The 16,419-nt window shown below is 71.5% G+C and carries 16 protein-coding genes; 5 read left to right on the top strand and 11 right to left on the bottom strand.

The genetic code is table 11. From position 1 onward, the window contains the following. Nucleotides 1–28: 28 nt before the first annotated feature. The 3 genes from FCN18_RS04905 to FCN18_RS04895 all read right to left on the bottom strand — a co-directional run bounded on the left by FCN18_RS04905 (nt 29) and on the right by FCN18_RS04895 (nt 1,562). The gene (locus FCN18_RS04905) at nt 29–532 is read right to left on the bottom strand and encodes a nucleoside deaminase (protein WP_112269661.1); all 504 of its coding nucleotides are present in this window, start codon (nt 530–532) and stop codon (nt 29–31) included. Then, nucleotides 522–998 carry a DUF5946 family protein gene (locus FCN18_RS04900; RefSeq protein ID WP_112269659.1) on the bottom strand — a complete coding sequence of 159 codons (477 nt, stop codon included), beginning with the start codon at nt 996–998 and terminating at the stop codon, nt 522–524. The genes FCN18_RS04905 and FCN18_RS04900 overlap by 11 nt, the downstream gene beginning before the upstream one ends. An 87-nt stretch (nt 999–1,085) precedes the next feature. Next, nucleotides 1,086–1,562 (bottom strand): Lrp/AsnC family transcriptional regulator, encoded by a 477-nt coding sequence (locus FCN18_RS04895; RefSeq protein WP_112269657.1) that lies wholly within the window; start codon nt 1,560–1,562, stop codon nt 1,086–1,088. A 133-nt stretch (nt 1,563–1,695) separates the two neighbouring features. On the opposite strand from FCN18_RS04895, the gene FCN18_RS04890 reads away from it, so the two are divergent. Beyond that, entirely contained in the window at nt 1,696–4,008 is a 2,313-nt protein-coding gene (locus FCN18_RS04890) for a transketolase-like TK C-terminal-containing protein (protein ID WP_137093510.1), read from the top strand. Between the two features lie 3 nt (nt 4,009–4,011). Here FCN18_RS04890 and FCN18_RS04885 read toward each other — a convergent pair whose 3' ends face one another. Then, nucleotides 4,012–5,178 (bottom strand): hypothetical protein, encoded by a 1,167-nt coding sequence (locus FCN18_RS04885; RefSeq protein ID WP_113643538.1) that lies wholly within the window; start codon nt 5,176–5,178, stop codon nt 4,012–4,014. A 138-nt stretch (nt 5,179–5,316) separates the two neighbouring features. On the opposite strand from FCN18_RS04885, the gene FCN18_RS04880 reads away from it, so the two are divergent. The 3 genes from FCN18_RS04880 to FCN18_RS04865 all read left to right on the top strand — a co-directional run bounded on the left by FCN18_RS04880 (nt 5,317) and on the right by FCN18_RS04865 (nt 8,356). After that, nucleotides 5,317–6,612, top strand: a complete 1,296-nt coding sequence (locus tag FCN18_RS04880) for an outer membrane protein assembly factor BamB family protein (protein WP_158303051.1) — start codon at nt 5,317–5,319, stop codon at nt 6,610–6,612. Nucleotides 6,613–6,744: 132 nt separating this feature from the next. Further along, a complete protein-coding gene (locus FCN18_RS04875; protein WP_137093506.1) occupies nt 6,745–7,161 on the top strand; it encodes an ACT domain-containing protein in 417 nt (138 codons plus the stop codon). Between the two features lie 58 nt (nt 7,162–7,219). Next, on the top strand, nt 7,220–8,356 hold the full coding sequence (locus FCN18_RS04865; protein ID WP_206077810.1) for a hypothetical protein: 1,137 nt from the start codon (nt 7,220–7,222) through the stop codon (nt 8,354–8,356). Between the two features lie 4 nt (nt 8,357–8,360). Here the strand turns inward: FCN18_RS04865 and FCN18_RS04860 are convergent, their stop codons facing one another. Genes FCN18_RS04860 through FCN18_RS04850 form a run of 3 tightly spaced genes read right to left on the bottom strand, consistent with a single transcriptional unit; the run spans nt 8,361 to nt 10,173 of the window. Next, the gene (locus FCN18_RS04860; protein WP_112273296.1) at nt 8,361–9,281 is read right to left on the bottom strand and encodes a hypothetical protein; all 921 of its coding nucleotides are present in this window, start codon (nt 9,279–9,281) and stop codon (nt 8,361–8,363) included. Further along, nucleotides 9,281–9,637, bottom strand: coding sequence for a type VII secretion target (locus tag FCN18_RS04855; protein ID WP_112273298.1), 357 nt, complete (start codon nt 9,635–9,637; stop codon nt 9,281–9,283). The genes FCN18_RS04860 and FCN18_RS04855 overlap by 1 nt, the downstream gene beginning before the upstream one ends. Nucleotides 9,638–9,657: 20 nt before the next feature. Next, nucleotides 9,658–10,173 (bottom strand): YbaB/EbfC family nucleoid-associated protein, encoded by a 516-nt coding sequence (locus tag FCN18_RS04850; protein WP_112273300.1) that lies wholly within the window; start codon nt 10,171–10,173, stop codon nt 9,658–9,660. A gap of 155 nt (nt 10,174–10,328) precedes the next feature. Between FCN18_RS04850 and FCN18_RS04845 the strand changes: the two genes are divergently transcribed. Further along, complete coding sequence (locus FCN18_RS04845) at nt 10,329–10,823, top strand: GNAT family N-acetyltransferase (protein WP_137093502.1); 495 nt, start codon at nt 10,329–10,331, stop codon at nt 10,821–10,823. Here FCN18_RS04845 and FCN18_RS04840 read toward each other — a convergent pair. The 4 genes from FCN18_RS04840 to FCN18_RS04825 are packed head-to-tail and all read right to left on the bottom strand — an operon-like array spanning nt 10,792 to nt 16,398. Continuing rightward, complete coding sequence (locus FCN18_RS04840; RefSeq protein WP_112273312.1) at nt 10,792–12,111, bottom strand: MFS transporter; 1,320 nt, start codon at nt 12,109–12,111, stop codon at nt 10,792–10,794. The two genes, FCN18_RS04845 and FCN18_RS04840, sit on opposite strands and share 32 nt — an antisense overlap. 60 nt (nt 12,112–12,171) lie before the next feature. Then, nucleotides 12,172–12,975 (bottom strand): enoyl-CoA hydratase/isomerase family protein, encoded by an 804-nt coding sequence (locus FCN18_RS04835; protein ID WP_113643525.1) that lies wholly within the window; start codon nt 12,973–12,975, stop codon nt 12,172–12,174. Further along, nucleotides 12,975–14,234 carry a CaiB/BaiF CoA transferase family protein gene (locus tag FCN18_RS04830; RefSeq protein WP_113643524.1) on the bottom strand — a complete coding sequence of 420 codons (1,260 nt, stop codon included), beginning with the start codon at nt 14,232–14,234 and terminating at the stop codon, nt 12,975–12,977. Before FCN18_RS04830 ends, FCN18_RS04835 begins: the two co-directional genes overlap by 1 nt. A gap of 10 nt (nt 14,235–14,244) precedes the next feature. Next, a complete protein-coding gene (locus FCN18_RS04825) occupies nt 14,245–16,398 on the bottom strand; it encodes a hydantoinase B/oxoprolinase family protein (RefSeq protein WP_137093499.1) in 2,154 nt (717 codons plus the stop codon). Nucleotides 16,399–16,419 lie beyond the last annotated feature (21 nt).

Raw genomic sequence — 16,419 nt, 5'->3', positions numbered from 1 at the left:
TTTCCGCCACCGGCCCGCCTGCCCCGCCTCACTCCGGTGACGCGTCCACGGCACCGGGAGCGAAACAGGCGCGGTGGAGCGAACGGATCTCGTCCTCGAGCTCCGGAACCGGGCCTTCCACCACGGCGGCGGGCACGACCGTGGTGATCGGCAGAGCGGCGACCGGAGCGGGCGCCGCGCCCCACCGGGACAACCATCCGCTCAGCTGGGCGCTGGAGACCGCGTAGACGATGCGGCCCAGCCCGACCCAGCCGTGGCTCGCCGCGCACATCGGACAGTGCTCACCAGACGTGTAGACCACGGCCGCGGCACGTGCCTCCGGTGTGAGGTTCGCCGCGGCCCAGCGGGAGATCTCGAACTCGGGATGCCGGGTGGAGTCCCCGCCCCTGACCCGGTTGCGGCCCTCGAACAGCACCGAACCGGCACCGCTCACCAGGACCGACCCGAACGGTTCGTCCCCGTCATCCAGTGCTTCGCGGGCCAGCTCGACACAGCGGCGCAGGTGCCGCAGATCCGTCTCGCTAATCGCCATGTCCGAACTCCTTCTCCGATCGCCAGGCGTCGATGATGGCTCGCGCCCAGTCGGTGACGCGCTCGGGGAAGCCGTCGGCCGGGAACGTGCCGTCCCCGGCGACGTCGGCGATGGTGACATCGAAGGCCGTGGGCGGTGCGGTGAGCGGCGGCGCCGGCACGCCGGGGACGGTCCCGGCTCGTCGGGCGCCGCGGTTGCGGTGGCTGTTGGCGTTGCGGGCCCGCTCCGTGAGCCGGGTGACCGCGGCGAGACCTCCGTCGAGGTAGCTGTGCACCATCGCCCAGGGTCCGGACCTGGCGGTCTCGGGCAGGCGGCTGGGATGCTGGAGAAGGAAGCAGGCCACCGTCACGCCGTGGAGGGGACCCCAGGGCGGGCGCCGGGAGTGGTCGAGCGCGAGGACGGCGTCGAAGAGCTCCTGGCACGAGCGGGGCCCGGCAGGGGCTCCGCATTCGGGGCAACGGGTCACCGGCACCTCCGTGGTATACCAGGACGCGCGGTGAGCAGAAGGGGAACATGTCGATCGAGATCCCCGGCTGGCGCCTGAAGGCCACCTTCAGCGCAGTGCCCGGCGAAGCAGCGGAGTGATCCGGTAGTCGACGAGCTGCCGCATGACCAGTGCCGTGTTGGTGCGTTCGACGCCGGGGATGGCGAGGATGCGCCCGGCGATGCGGTAGAGGTCGTCCGCGTCGCCGGCGACCACCTGGATCATCAGGTCGACCGGACCCGAGATGCCCTGCACCTGAAGCACCTCGGGCACGTCGGCGAGCGCGGCGGCGACCTCGTCCAGCAGGCGCTGGGTAACCTGTGCCGTGATGAACGCGGTCAGCGGGTAGCCCAGCGCGGCCGGGGCGATCCGGTGCTCGAAGGACTCCAGCGCGCCGTTCCGCTCCAGCCGGGCGAGCCGCGACTGCGCGGTGTTGCGGGAGATCCCGACGCGGTCCGCGACAGCGAGCGTGGTGGCCCGGGGATGCTCTGCCAGTTCGAGCAGGATCCGGGCGTCCACCGCGTCGACGGGGCCGTCATGGGGCATTGTGCTCGCCTCTCCCTCTCGTTCGGTCTCCGTGATTGAGCAGATTGCTCATTATCGGGGCGAAGTATTGAGCATCAGTCCAGCAGGTTGTTTCACTGTGAGCAACCTGCACCCAGATCGAGGACGGCCAGTGATGACCAAGCCCGCCACCACCACACCCGGCACCGACGCCCTGCGCGCGGTGGAGGACCGGGTGTTGTGGCTGTCCAGCGCGATCATCCACCACGCCAACCGGGTCCGCCCCAATCCGTCTGGACTCAAGGTGGGCGGCCACCAGGCGTCGTCGGCGTCGATGGTCTCGATCATGACCGCGCTGTGGTTCAACCGCCTGCGCACCGACGACCGGGTCTCGGTCAAGCCGCACGCCTCGCCCGTGCTGCACGCGATCAACTACCTCCTCGGCGAGCTGGACTCCTCGTACCTGTCGCGGCTGCGTGAGTTCGGCGGCCTGCAGAGCTATCCCAGCCGCACGAAGGATCCCGACCCGGCCGACTACTCCACCGGTTCGGTCGGCATCGGCGCCACCGCGCCGATCTGGGGCGCGGTGTCCCGCCGCTACGTCGACACCGCCTTCGGCGGCGCGGGCACCGGACGGCAGTACTCGCTGGTCGGCGACGCCGAGCTGGACGAGGGCGCCGTATGGGAGGCCGTGCTCGACCCCGGCGTCGCCGAGCTGGGCGAGATCGTGTGGATCGTCGACCTCAACCGCCAGTCGCTCGACCGGGTCGTGCCCAACATCGCCGCCGACAAGCTGCGCGGGATGTTCACCGCCGCGGGCTGGCAGGTCATCCAGCTCAAGTACGGCCGCCTGCTGGAGGGGCTGTTCGCGAAGCCGGGCGGCGCCGAGCTGCGGCAGCGCATCGACGCCATGACCAACCCCGAGTACCAGCGGTTGCTGCGCTGCGACGCCACCGAACTGCGTCGCAGGCTGCCCGGCGAGGGTCCCTCGGCCGCGGCGATCTCCGCGCTCGTCGCCGGGCTCGACGACACCACCCTGGTGGACGCGATCGCCAACCTCGGAGGCCACGACCTGGCCGCACTGGACGACGCGTTCGGCGCGATCGACGACACCCGGCCCACGGTGATCTTCGCCTACACCGTCAAGGGCTACGGCCTCGCCACCAAGGGCCATCCCCAGAACCACTCCGCCCTGCTCACCGACGCGCAGATGCGCGAGCTGGCCGACCGGGTCGGCGCCGACCCCGACGATCCGTGGCGCGCCTTCCCCGAGGGCAGCTCCGAGCACGAGCTGTGCCGGGCCACCGCGCGGCGCCTGCGCAGGCCGGAACTCCCCGCGGTCGCACCTCCGCCGGTTCCCACCGACTTCGGGCGCACACCCGCCGGCACCGCCACCACCCAGGCCGCACTCGGTCGCGCGCTGCTCGACCTCACCCGCGAAGCCCCCGACGCCGCGCGCCGCGTCGTCACCGTCAGCCCCGACGTCAGCTCCACCACCAACTTGGGCGGCTGGGTCAACAAGGTCGGCGTCTGGTCGGTCCAGGAACGACAGGACTGGTTCGCCGACGACGCCGAAACCATCCTGCACTGGCGGGAGAAGCCCACCGGCCAGCACATCGAGCTCGGCATCGCCGAGGTCAACCTCGTCAGCCTGCTCGGCGAGCTCGGCGCGACCTGGAGCCGCTGGGGCCAGGCGCTGCTGCCCATCGGGGTGCTCTACGACCCGTTCGTCGAACGCGCCCTCGAACCCTGGTCCTACGGCATCTACGCGGGCGGGCAGTCCATCCTCATCGGCACCCCCTCCGGGGTGAGCCTCGCCCCCGAGGGCGGCGCGCACCAGTCGATCAAGACCCCCTCGATCGGCCTCGAACAACCAGGATGCGTGACCTACGAACCGGCCTTCGCCCTCGACGCCGAATGGACACTGCTCGCAGCGCTCGGCCGGCTCGGCAAGCCCGATGGCACCTCGGCCTACCTGCGGCTCTCCACGCGACCGGTCGACCAGACCCTCGCCGACGTGCCCGGTGACCCCGCCGCCAGGGAACGCCGGCGCCGCCAGGTCGTCGCCGGCGCCTATCCCCTGCGCCGCACCATCGCCCCGAAGGTGACCATCGCGGCGATGGGCGCCGTGGTCCCGGAAGCGCTCGACGCCGCCGCCCGGCTCGACCAGATCGGAATCCCGGCGGACGTCGTGTGCGTGACCAGCCCCGATCTGCTCTACCGCGCCGTGCGCGCCCGGCAGGGCCACGAACAGGCCGACTCCTGGATCCTCGACCAGGCCTTCCCCGCCGACCGGGCCACGCCGCTGGTGACCGTCCTCGATGGACACCCGCACACGTTGTCCTTTTTGGCCACCATCAACCGCGTCTCCACGACAGCTCTCGGCGTCACCCGATTCGGACAGTCCGGCTCGCTCGAGGACGTCTACCGCCACCACGGCCTCGACACCGACAGCGTCGTCCGAGCGGCCCTCGACGTCGCCTGCTGACTCTCAGCGCGGGAGCACCGTCACCGGCAGGCCATCGGCGTTCACGGCGCCCACGCGGGGCGCGGCCTTCGACACCGACAGCTCGCCCAGCTCGACGGCCGCGAACCGGCCGGGCCGCGTGACGCGCCGCCCGTCGGAGAGCGCGACGTCGATGCGCGCGACCTCCGGGGTGCCCACGGCGACGAGCCGCTCATCCTCGTCGAACCACCACACGACGGTGTCGCGACGGACCGGGTGGCCCGTGGGGATCACCGAGGTCTCGTCGCCGGTGTCGACCAGCACCGTGTCCCGGCCCCCCGACACGGCGAGCACCGACGCATCCCGGCCACCGGGCAGGGTTCCGCGCCACAGTTCGACGATCGCGAACAGCAGCGGGATGGGCCTGGAGTACTCGGCACTCTCGGCGCAGGCCAGCTGCGAGACCAGCCGCAGCTCGGCCGCACCGACGTCATCGAGCGAGCTCACCGGGCGGTCGTCCGCCGGAGTGCGCCCCGAGGCGTCGAGCGGCGTGAGGCGGCCCACGTTCGTTCCCACCCCACTCTGCCGAGTGCGGAACAGGTGAAACCGCACCGCGTCGCGGCGCTGCTCCGCGATCACCTTGGCCCCGCAGGCGTCCGGGCCCACGGCAGGCACCCTCGGCACGATCCCGTTCTCGGCGGTGACCCGCTCCCAGCGCACCTCGTCGCCGGCGAGCACGGCGGCGTCCAGCCGCGGGTGCTCGCCGCTCGCGCCGATCCACGCGCCGTCGCCGACGACGAGCGACCTCACCTCGGTGCGCCAAGGGTCGACCGGCGGGGTCGTGTCGCGGGGACGGCCGAACTGCTCGACCCAGAGGATTTCTCCCGCACCGTCGGCGCGGCGTTCGTAGACGGCGCCGAGGCCCGTGTCGTCGAGCAGGATGACCACGTCCCGGTCGCCTGCCCGGCCCGCGTGCAACACACTGAGCTCCCCGCGGGGCTGCTCGGTGGCCGGCCGGGACCGCCACGCGTCCCGCGCCTCGGCGAACACGGCACTGTCCGCATCGGAATCCGTCTCCGCCGGTTCGGCGATGGCGATCGGGTTCGGGTCGTCCTCCCGCGGGTCCAGAAAGAGCCAGGTGCTCACGCCGCCCACGACGAGTCCCGCGAGCGCTGCCAGCACGACCAGCCGGTTCCGGAGGAAACCCTTCACAAATCGGGCACGTTAACAGAGCGCGCTCACCGGACACCGGGTTTTCGGGAACTCGCCTCGTGAAACGGACGAACCGGCTAGCCTGACGCCACGATCGGATCGACCGGGGTGAGCATGCGTCGTCGAGGCTGGATGTGGGTGGGCAGTGCCGGACTGGTCGCAGTGCTGGCGGCCGGCCTGCTGGTGTGGCGGCCGTGGACAGCACCCGGCCCCTGCGAGACGGCACTCACGCCCACCGGGCGGATCCCCTCCGGCGCTCCGCTCGCGGACGTGGCCGAACCGGAGGCCCTGCGCGTCCTGGACGCACCGTCCGCGCCGTTCGGTCCCGCGCGGACGGCGATCGCCGGAACCCGGACGCCTCAGCTGACCGTCGGCGGCGTGGTCGTCGGCAGAGCGGGCGACGACGTGGTCGGCGCCGTCGACGCCGGAACCGGCGGGCGGCTGTGGGCATTCGAGCAGAACGGAACCAGTTACGGCGGCGCCCACGTCGGCAGCGGCCTCGTTCTGCTCCAGCATCCGGACGGCTCGGCCCCGACGGCCGTCGACATCGGACTCGAAACCGGTGAGGTACGGGGCTGCACCGTTCTCGGTGACGTCGGCGCCGCTCCGTCCGGCACGGCCGTCGCCGTGGCGAACCGTGCGGTCGTGCTGCTGCGCTGGCCCACCCCTCGGCAGGGCGTGCTTACCCTGGTCGACCCCACCCGTCCGGAACCGGTGTGGACCCGCGAGGTGGACCTCGGCCAGTCGTTCCGGTACGGCCGGGCGGCAGGCGACACGATCGTGTTCGGAGCCGCGGGCCCGGACTCGACCAGCGCCTGGGAGCTGGTCACCGACCCGCGCGGTGGCCTGGAACCCGGGTCGCTGCGGCTGTACGCGTTCTCCGGCGCCGACGGCACGCCGCTGTGGGACTACGGGCACGAGGACTTTGCCCAGCAGCTCGTCGCGACCACCGCGGAGGAGGTCGTGGTGCGCTCCACCCGCCACGACGAGGCACGCGGCGTGTTCGAGAACCGGATCGCCGTGCTCGACGCCCGCACCGGCGAGGAACGCTGGTCGGCCGACCTGCCCGACAGCTCCCCCACCTACTACGAGCAGGCCGCGCTCTACGGCGATGTCCTGCTCACGTCGGACTCCGATCCGCGGCGCGGCACCCACGCCTACCTGACCGCACGCGACCTGGCCGGCGGTGAGCGGCTCTGGCGGATCGAGAACCGGGCCACGGAGCTGGACACCTCGGCCGTCGTCGGCGACCTCGCCCTGCTGCCCGGAAGGTCTCAGCGGGGACTCGAAGTCGTCGACCTCCGAACCGGCGAGTCCCGCACCGCCTTCGACGGTGTTTCGGTCACCCGGGTCACCGCCGACGGCACCGGCATCGGCCTGGAGGTTCTGCTCGGCGGCGAGCCCGCACTCGTCACCTACGACCGTCCCCGGTGACCGGATCGGCCCGGCCCGCCCGTCGAGGGCGGACCGGGCCGCTGCGCCCCGCCCGACCGATCAGGAACGTGGCCATCGGCGGCGACCTTCGTTTCGGCGCCTACCGCAGGATTCCGCTCCTACGGTGCCGTCATGCACAGCTACGACCTGGAGATCGTGTTGCCCGCACAGCCCGGTGCGCTGGCGCGCCTTGGCAAAGCGCTCGGTGACGCCGGGGTGAGCTTGGAGGGTGGAGGCATGTTCACCCACGACGGGCGTGCGGTGGCCCACTACCTCGTCGACGACGGTCCGGCCGCGCTGGCTGCCGTCACGGCGGCCGGGTTGGGCTCAGCCGTCGTTCGCGAGGTCCTCACGACGCGCCTCGACCAGGAGACGCCCGGACAACTCGGGAAGGTGGCCGGTCTGCTCGCCGACGCGGGCGTCAACGTGCTCGTCCAGTACAGCGATCATGGCGGCGATCTCGTCCTGCGTGTGGCCGATGACCACGTGCGAGCCTGCCGGGAGGTCCTCGCCCGCTGGACAGCTCAGTCCACTCCGGACGCTCACTGACTCCCGATCTGGCCGACCGGCATCTCGTCGCGCTCGACACCCGGCGCCCTAGGGTCCAGTGGCGACGACGTGGTCCGGTTCGGTGATCGCGAGGACGCTGCAGAGGTACCGCTGTGAGGGCGAGTCCAGCCACGCGCGGATCCGCCCGCGTGAGCCGTCCCCGGAGGACGGCGACCAGCTGCCGAACGACGAGCCGCTGGTCGACGCGCACAACGCGCTGCTGCCACCGGACGCCTTCCACCTGCCGGTGGGGCGCCCATCACGCACAGGATCTACCGCGCCGCCGCCCATCGGCCCCGGTTCGGGGCTGCCGCCGCTCCCGGCACGCCACGGCGGGGAACCGGTGGCCGGACAGGCCGGGGCCGGTAGGGTCCGTGACATGCGCCTTCCCGCGCTTCCCTTCGCCGTCCACGTGTCCCGGCGCGCCGAGTTCGGTCACCGCTGGGCCCGCGCGCGGTCGGCGCTGCTCGTCGCGTTCGTCGTGGCGCCGCTCATCGTGCTCGGCATGACCCTCGCGGCGCTGATCGGCGCGAGCGGCAAGGGCCCCGCCGGCACGGGCACCAGCGTCGTGGCCCTGGCGCTCGTCGTACCCTCGGCGGGCTACCTGCTGTGGTTCCGGGCGAGCGGCCGGTTCCTGACCCGCACCCGGTACTGGACGGTGCGGGCGTTCTCCTTCGGACTGGTTCAGCTCCTCGGGACGATCCCGCTCGCCGTGGTCGCCGGCGGAGCGGTGGGCGTGCTGTGCCCCGTGGTCATCGCACTGGGCGTACTGGCGAGCACGGTCGCGGCGGCGCGGGCGCACCGGGCCCTCTTCGCAGCGGCCGACGGTGCGCCCGCGGCGACGAGCCTGCCCCTCGAGAGGGATCTGCGCATCCACCCGCCCAGGCTGTACGGCACGGCGACGATCGGCGCCGACCGGCTCAGCTGGTCGCTCAAACCCCGGGGACGGTACGGGTTCCCGGGCGCGCTCGTGGCCGGCACGGTTCCGTTCGGCGAGATCACCGGCGTCCGGGTGGATCAGGTGGACGAGCACACCGCGCCGCTGGTGGGCCCGGGGGTAGCCGCCCCGGCCGGGCCCGTCGTCGTGGTGAGCACGCGACGCGGCGACGCCGTCGTGGCCGCCAAGGACGCCGCGGAGTTCGCCGTGCTGCTCGACCTCCGGTTGCGGCTGGCGGCCGAACCGGGCTGGAGCTGACGCCTCAGCGGCCTGCCCGCTCGGCCCGCTCCAGCTCGTCCAGCGCCTGCAGCAGATCGACGATGACCGCGGAGAGCCTGCTGATCACGACGGCGAGCTTGGTGATCCAGTTCGCGATGTCGATGCCGGCCTTGGCGATCCTGGTGATGATCGTCTTGACCGCGCCGGGTGCGAGCACCACCGTCGCGGCCTGGATCGCGGCGCTCACCAGGCCACCGGCGAGGTCGGCGAGGATGTCCCTGACCGCGGTGCGCACCGCGGCCACCACGTCCTTCATCTTCGCCGCCGCCGAGGACACCGCGTCGGCCCCCTGCGCCGCGCCCGCGCACAGCTGGATGGTGCTCACCGCGCTCGCCCGGTAGGCGTCGCCACCCTCCCCGCTCCAGTCGCCGGTCTCGTCGGGCACCCGCTTCAGGTAGTCCTCACCCTGCTCCGCCATGCGACCAGAGATGTTGGTCCACGTGTCGGCGTAGCCCTGCACCATGTCCGGGTTGCCGGTGAGCTGGTGCAGCACCATGCGCAGCGGCTCGACGTGCTCCAGCATCCAGCCGATGAGCTGACCCGCGACGGCGCCGATCGGGTCGGCGACCGCGCCGAGGACGTCGGAGGCCAGTGCGCTCCCGCTGGCGAGGGCCGAGGCCCAGTCGCCGCTCTTCACCTGGTTCACCGCGTCGATCACGGTGGACACGGACGTGCCCTGCGCCAGTTCCGTGCCGCTGCCCAGGTTGTCGAACTGCCCGGTGGCGGCGCCCAGCGGCACCGTCACCGCGAGGGCGGCCGGGCTCAGGCTGCTGGCGACCAGCGCCAGTCCCGCGGCCGCGCTCGCGTCGCTCTGGAGCATGTCGTACTGGTTGGTGGCGTCCGTCTTGCTGTCGACGAGCGGGTTGTCCGACGAGGGGTCGTCGCTGACGATCGAGGAGGACATCAGCGGCCACCCAACTTCGGGGCATCGCCCGCCTTGTCGAGCGACTCAGCCAGCTGCTTGAGGATCTCGATCACCTTGGCCTCCGCCTCGTCGTACCGTTTGGCCGCGTCGCCGAGCTTGTGCTGGTCCTCACCGAGCCTGGTGCCGACCCGCTGGATCATCGCGGTGACCCGCTCCTGCGGCCCGCGCAGCATGTCCGGAAGACCCATGCCCTGACAGATCCAGCCGTATGCGTCGTTGAGCGACGCGACGTGACCACCGGCGTCGGCCGCCTCGTCCACCCCGCTCTTGACGCCACCGACACTGGCGGCGTGTGCCCGGAGCCTGTCCGGGTCTACCTGGAAGCCTTCCGCCATCGAGCTGTCCCCCTTCGTGCTCAGCGCAGTACCGGACCGCCGAAGTCGTCGTCTCCGTCGTCCTCGCGGGTCGGACGGCGCCGGGGCGGCCGCGGTTCCCCTCGTCGCGAGGTGTCGTCCTCGATGCCGCCGACGTCGAAGGTCGGCGGCTCGACCGCGGGCTCGTCGACGGGGTCGGGAAACCGTTCCCGGTACTGGGCGACGATGTCGTTGCCGGGCCCGTCGTCGCCGACGGTCGCGCTGGTCAGTTCCGACACGCGGTCACGCAGCTGCGCCTGGGCGCGGTGCATCGTGCTCATGAGCGCGGCCGAGAGGGCACGCGGATCCGCTCCCCGGCCACGCTCGGTGATCGCGAGCTCTGTCGGCACCCCGGTGGAGTCCACCGTGACGCGAACCGCGCCGTCCGGCGACTCGGCGGTGACGCTCGTGCGATCGAGCTGCTCCTGCAGGTCGCCGTAGCGCTGCGCCTTCTGCTCCAGGCCCTGAGCCCAGCGCGTCAGGTCCTCGGCGAACTTCATCGGGTCCGGCGCGCTCATGATTTTCCCCCAGAAAGTCGTCTCGAACGGACCGACGCTAACATGGCACGCCACGCGCCGTACTCGATGTCGCCATCGTCCTGAAGAAGGCCCACGGCTGACATCGCCGTTTCGCGAACACGCGGAACGCCCCGCGGACGCCCGATACTGTCGGCATGCTCGTGCGCGACGCAACAGCCGACGACTGGCCTGGGATCTGGCCCATCTGGCACCGGATCGCCGTCGAGGGCGAGACCATCGCCTGGCACCCGGACACCGGCTACGACCAGGCACGGGCGAGCTGGCTGCTCGACCCGCCGGGCCGCACCTACGTCGCCCACGACGCCGGGCGGATCGTCGGCTCGGCACAGCTGAAGCCGCACTACGGTCCGGCCAGTCACGTCGCCAACGCCGCGTTCATCGTCGACCCGGACCGCCGGGAACAGGGCATCGGCAGAGCACTGGCGCGCCACGTGCTCGGCGAGGCCCGCGACGAGGGCTACCGGTCGATGGTGTTCAACGCCGTCGTCGAGACCAACCACGGAGCCGTCAGGCTGTACCGGTCACTGGGGTTCCGGATCCTGACGATCGTTCCCGAAGCGTTCGCGCACCCGCGTCACGGGCTCGTCGGCATGCATGTCATGTACCTGCCGCTCGAGGATCGTCGCTGAGCCAGTGTGCGGCGAGGAGCCCGGACGCGGCGGTGAGCGCGGCGGCGGCGATGACGGTGGCGTCGAGGCCGAAGGCATCGGCGAGGATCCCGGCGAGCAGGGCGCCTGCCGCGTAGCCGAGGTCGCGCCAGAAGCGGTAGACGCCGAGCGCGCCGGCGCGCCAGCCGGGGTGGGCGTGGTCGGACACCGAGGCGATGAGCGCGGGGTACACCAGCGCGGTGCCGACGCCGAGCGCGATGGCGGACAGGATGCCGGCGAGCAGGGGCCACTCCAGCAGTGCCAGGGCGAGGACGAACCCGCCGGACTGGACGAGCATGCCGGTGACGATGAGCGGTTTGCGGCCGATGCGGTCGGAGAGGTGCCCGGTGGGGATCTGGCCGAGGCCCCACAGCAGCGGATAGAGACCTTTGATCAGCCCCACGGCCGCCAGCCCGAGGCCGTGGTCGGTGAACAGCAGGGGGAACACGCCCCACGTGAGGCCGTCGTTGAGGTTGTTGACCAGTCCGGCCTGGCTGGCTCCCCGGAGCGAACGGTGCCGCCAGGACGTGCGGGCGAACGTGGTCGCCAGCCCGGTCGACGTGGTGGGCGCGGATTGCGGGCGCTGGGCCAGTTCGAGGGCGACATGCGCGGCGGTGTCGCGCACGACCAGGGACAGGGCGAGACCGGCTGCGACGAACACGACGCCGATCAGCTCCGGGGCCGGGCGCAGTCCGTAGGCGGTGGCGAGGTAGCCGGTGAGCAGGGCGGTGGCACCCACGGCGACGTATCCCGCGGCCTCGTTGAGCCCGGTGGCCAGTCCGCGGCGCGCGGGGCCGACGAGGTCGATCTTCATGTTGACCGTCATCGACCAGGTCAGGCCCTGGTTGAGGCCGAGCAGGACGTTCGCGGCGACGATCCAGCCCCACGACGGAGCCCACGCGAGCGCGAACGGCACGGGAATGCCGATCAGCCAGCCCGCGATCAGCAGCTGTTTGCGGCGGAACCTGGCCGTCAGGGCTCCGGCGGCGAGGTTGGTCAGCGCCTTGGTGACGCCGAAGGCGATGATGAAGGAGAACACCGCGAGGTCGCTGGTCAGGCCGAACACCTCGGTGCCGATGAGCGGCACGGTGGTGCGTTCGAGACCGACCAGCCCGCCGACGCAGACGTTGACGATCACGAGCAGGGTGAACTGCCAGCGGTTCTCGCGCAGGCCGAGCCGGACAGGCGCGGACGGCGACGGGGCGGAGCCCGCGCTCGTCGCGGGCTGCCCTCGGCGAGCCGCCGGCCATGGTCGGCGACGCTCTCCCATTCCGTCAATGTACGAACGGTCCGGCCCGCTCGCCGGGACCGGAACACACGACCTACGTCGTCAATGCCGCTCCCGGGCGGTGTTCGCGCCGTTGCGCGACGGGAACGCCGGTGGCCTGCGTTCGGCGAACGCGGCCAGTCCCTCGCGAGCGTCCGGCGAGGTGAACGCCTTCTGCCCGTAAAGGGCCTCGGAGTGGAACGCCTGGTCCTGTGGGAGGTCACCGAGCCTGAGCACGGCCTCCTTGATGGTCTCCAGTGCCGTGCCGCTGCGGGACGCGAGCCGGTGGGCGCGCGCCAGCGCGGCATCGAGCACCTGCGGAGCGGGGACCACCTCGTTGAGCAGGCCGTACCGAAGCGCCTGGTCCGCGGTGATCCGGTCGCCCTGCAGCATCAGCTCCATCGCCCACACGTAGGGGATCTGCCGCGTCAGCCGGGTGAGCGTGCCCCCGGCAGGCACGACGCCGACACCGCTCTCCGGGAGGCCGAACTCGGCGGTGTCGGCCGCGATCCGGAGGTCGGTCGAGAGCATGATCTCGAACCCGCCGCCGAGGCAGAGACCGTTGACGGCCGCGATCACCGGTTTGAACAGCGTTGTGTGCTTCTGGTGCGCGGCATCCCACTCCGAGATGTCGAAACGCCCTTCCGCCAGTGCCGGGATCGACTCGGTGAGGTCCGCGCCGACGCAGAAGGCCCGGTCTCCCCGGCCGGTGAGGACCGCGACGGCGAGCGAGTCGTCGTCGCGCACCTCCGCGAACGCCTCGCCGAGCTCCTCGTACATCGCCAGGGTGAGCGCGTTGAGCTTGTCCGGCCGGTCGAAGCGGATGATCGCCACCGCGCCGTCCCGGTCGAGGCTGATGCCGCCCATCAGATGACGCCCTTCTCCCTCAGCCGCGCGATCGACTCCTCGTCGAGGTCGGTGAGTGCCCGCAGGACCGTGTCGGCGTGCTCGCCGACCTTCGGCGCGAGCCCGCGTGGCTGGGCCGGCGTGCCGCCGAGCTTGATGGGCGAGCCGAACATCCGCAGCTCGCCGAACTCGGGGTACTCGACGTCCACGACCATGTCGCGAGCGGCGATCTGCGGGTCCTCGACGACCTCGGCGATGCTCTTGATCGCGCTCAGCGGCACGGCGTCGCCGACGATTTCCTCCAGTTCCGTTTTCGTCTTGTCCTCGAACCACTTGTGCAGCAGTGGCCGGACCCGCCGCTCGTAGACCTCGGGGGCGAACCGCTTGGCCATCGTGTCGATCTCGGGGTCGTCGGCGAGCTCGGGCTGTCCGAACAGGTGGCAGGACAGCCGCCAGAACTTGTCGGTGTAGCCGCCGAAGAACACGAACCCGTCCTTGCACGGGTAGAGCTCGTAGGGCTTGACGAAGGGATGCTCGTTGCCGAGCGGCCCGGGGACCTTGCCGTCGACGGTGTAGGACACCACCGCGTTCTCGGTCAGGCTGAGCACCGAGTCCTGCTGGGACACGTCCACCAGCTGCCCCTCCCCCGTCAGCTCCGCGTGCCGCAGCGCCGCGAGCGTGCCGATCACGGCGTACATCGTCGCGGACAGGTCACCGATGATGGTGCCCACGCGCGCCGGTGGCCGGTCGGGAAAGCCGTTCATCGACCACAGCCCGCCCGTGGCCTGCGCGCTGTTGTCGTAGGCGGGCCGCCGCCGATAAGGGCCGGTCTGCCCGTAACCGGAGATCGCCGTGTAGACCAGGCGCGGGTTCTCCGCACGCAGCACGTCGTAGCCCACGCCGAGCTTGTCCATCGTGCCGGGCCGGAAGTTCTCCACCAGGATGTCCGCGCGCCGCACCAGCTTCTTGAGCAGGTCGGTACCGTCCTGTGTGGACAGGTCGATGGTCAGCCCGAACTTGTTGCGGTTGTACTGCGCGAAGAAGGCGCTGAACTCCTCGCCGGACCCGGTCTCTAGCTTCGGCGGGAAGTCCCGGGCGTAGTCCGGGTCCTTCGGGTTCTCGATCTTGATCACGGTCGCGCCGAGGTCGGCCAGCAGCATCGAGCAGAACGGGCCTGCCACGACCCGGGTGATGTCGAGGACCACGATGCCGCGCAGGGCGCCGTTGGACATCCCGCCGGGCAGCATGCCGGCGAAATCGCCGTCGTCGTTGATGGTCATGGTCCGCCTTTCAGCTCGGGGCCGCCTCCACCCTGACACGGGCCTCGAGGAGGGTTCCGCAGGAGGGGCTGTAGAACTCGTCGATCAGCACGCGGCGGCCCTCCGTGCGAGGGCGAACGCGGACGCCGTGTTCGGCGAGCCGGTCGGCGGCGACGTGGGTGAGCCTGCGCGCCTCGGCGCGCCAGTCCTCGCCGGTGCCGAGGCGAGCTCCGCTGGCCGGCACGTACCAGCCGTCGGCGTCGCGGCGCGGAGCGGACGACCGGGCCGGGGACGTCGGCGGGACCGGCTGGGTGGGCGTGTCGCCGCCCAGCCGCTCCTGGCGCAGGGCCGCGCGGGCCCGCCTCGTGGCGGCCTCGTCGGCGGTGCCGTCGGCGACGACCACGCCGTAGGTGCGCCGCGCGGTCTCCGCGGTCACGTAACCGTCCCGGACGTCCGCGGCGACGAGCTGCGGGTCGCGCAGCAGCGGGTCTCCGTAACCGCCTCCGCCCGCGATCCACTGCACCAGCACGTCTCCGGCGTGGATGGCGACGGACTGCTGGTTGATCTCCAGCAGCTGCCTCTCCTCGGCACTCAGCGTGTCCCGGGTGGGCACCCTGCCCTCGGTGAGCAGCCGGGCGACGTCGGTCCGGCGCCAGACCTCGTGGCCGCTGCCTCCGCCGGGCAGGCCGCCCCCGAAGCCGTCGGCGACCACCTGTGCGTTGGGCGCGAACACGGTCTGCGTGACCTCCTGAGCGCCGTGCAGCGTCCAGGCGAAGCGCAGACCGAGCCCACCGCGATGGGCGCCGTGGCCCGCGCTGTCGATGTTGAGCTGCTTCCACAGGTAGAGCACCGGGTAGAGCATCTCGTTCATCTCCACGTCCGGCAGCATGTTGTTGACCTGCGTCATCATCCCGGCGCAGTCGAGCCCGTCGCGGTCCGGCTGGGCGCCTGCGCCCATGCCGCCACCGTCCATGTTGAACAGCACGAAGTACTCACCGCCGTCGGTGGTGCCCGCGGAGATGCCTCCGGTCCACGAGTCACCCCACACGCCTTGCGTGCGGTCCCGGACGGTGTCGTCGCCGCTGCCCCGGCACGCCTCGTTCATGAGCTTGGTGACGACACGGCTGACGCGGGCGCCCGTGGTGAGGTGGCCGTTGCTGATCGGGGCGGGAGGCCGGGGGTTCACGATGGAGCCGGGCTCGGCGACGATGTCGAACGCCGTCATGACACCTTCGTTGAACGGCACGTCCCAGGCCAGGATCGGGACGATCGCGGTCGCGACGCTGCCCACCAGCGCACCGTAGCTGCAGTTGACGAAACCGTCGGTCTGCTCACTGGAGCCGGTGAAGTCGAAGGTGATCTGGTCGTCGCGTTTGGTCATGGTGCACGCGACGCGGTACAGCTCGTCGACGTGTCCATTGTGCTCGGTCCACTCCTCCGCGGTGTAGGTGCCGTCGGGGATGCGGGAGATCCGGTCACGCACCACCTGCTCGGCCAGCTGGAAGGACAGCCGCGTGTAGTCGCGGAACTGCTCGAGCCCGAACTCGTCGATGGTGCCGAGCAGCCTGCGGATGCCGGTGTTGTTGCTCGCCACCAGGCTGCGCACGTCGTTCCAGAACAGCGCGGGCACCCGCACGTTGTTGAGCAGGATCCGGCGGACCCATTCGACGGGCTCGCCCCGCTCGAAGATCTTGACGCCGGGCGGAAGCCGCAGCGCCTCGGCGTAACAGTCGTGCGCGCCCGGAGCGAACCCGCCCGGAGTCATGCCGCCGACGTCCACCAGATGCGCCTGCGACTGCGCCCAGCCGATCAGCTCGTCGCCGTGGAAGATCGGTGAGATCACGTTGGTGTCCGGCGGATGGCTCGCCCCGGCCGTGTGCGGGTCGTTGCAGATGAACGCGTCGCCCGGCGCCAGCGGCTCGCCCTCGATGGCCTTCACCAGGTTCTGCACGGCGACGCTGCCCGAGCCGATGTGGAACTGGACGTAGTCGGAGTAGGCGTAGATCCGGCCCGTGGGATCGAACAGCGCGGTGTTGAAGTCACCGGCCTCGGTGATCACCGGGGAGCCCGACGAGCGGATCATCGCGATGCCCATCTCCTCCACGATGGAGTCCAGTCGCATGCGGATCACTTCGAGCGTGACCGGGTCGAACCCGTCGGGCAGGGTGTTCGGGGTGGTGGTCATGGGTCGTCTCCTTTGACGGCG

Origin of the sequence: Prauserella endophytica, assembly GCF_005146945.1 — a bacterium.
Taxonomy (GTDB): domain Bacteria; phylum Actinomycetota; class Actinomycetes; order Mycobacteriales; family Pseudonocardiaceae; genus Prauserella_A; species Prauserella_A endophytica.
This window is presented reverse-complemented; position numbering and strand designations above follow the sequence as displayed.

Coding starts and splice junctions, on each gene's coding strand:
- FCN18_RS04845 (WP_137093502.1), top strand. CDS start 10,329: ATGCTCGTGCGCGACGCAACAGCCGACGACTGGCCTGGGATCTGGCCC.
- FCN18_RS04830 (WP_113643524.1), bottom strand. CDS start 14,234: ATGACCATCAACGACGACGGCGATTTCGCCGGCATGCTGCCCGGCGGG.
- FCN18_RS04875 (WP_137093506.1), top strand. CDS start 6,745: ATGCACAGCTACGACCTGGAGATCGTGTTGCCCGCACAGCCCGGTGCG.
- FCN18_RS04890 (WP_137093510.1), top strand. CDS start 1,696: ATGACCAAGCCCGCCACCACCACACCCGGCACCGACGCCCTGCGCGCG.
- FCN18_RS04905 (WP_112269661.1), bottom strand. CDS start 532: ATGGCGATTAGCGAGACGGATCTGCGGCACCTGCGCCGCTGTGTCGAG.
- FCN18_RS04855 (WP_112273298.1), bottom strand. CDS start 9,637: ATGGCGGAAGGCTTCCAGGTAGACCCGGACAGGCTCCGGGCACACGCC.
- FCN18_RS04840 (WP_112273312.1), bottom strand. CDS start 12,111: ATGGGAGAGCGTCGCCGACCATGGCCGGCGGCTCGCCGAGGGCAGCCC.
- FCN18_RS04860 (WP_112273296.1), bottom strand. CDS start 9,281: ATGTCCTCCTCGATCGTCAGCGACGACCCCTCGTCGGACAACCCGCTC.
- FCN18_RS04835 (WP_113643525.1), bottom strand. CDS start 12,975: ATGGGCGGCATCAGCCTCGACCGGGACGGCGCGGTGGCGATCATCCGC.
- FCN18_RS04825 (WP_137093499.1), bottom strand. CDS start 16,398: ATGACCACCACCCCGAACACCCTGCCCGACGGGTTCGACCCGGTCACG.
- FCN18_RS04895 (WP_112269657.1), bottom strand. CDS start 1,562: ATGCCCCATGACGGCCCCGTCGACGCGGTGGACGCCCGGATCCTGCTC.
- FCN18_RS04850 (WP_112273300.1), bottom strand. CDS start 10,173: ATGAGCGCGCCGGACCCGATGAAGTTCGCCGAGGACCTGACGCGCTGG.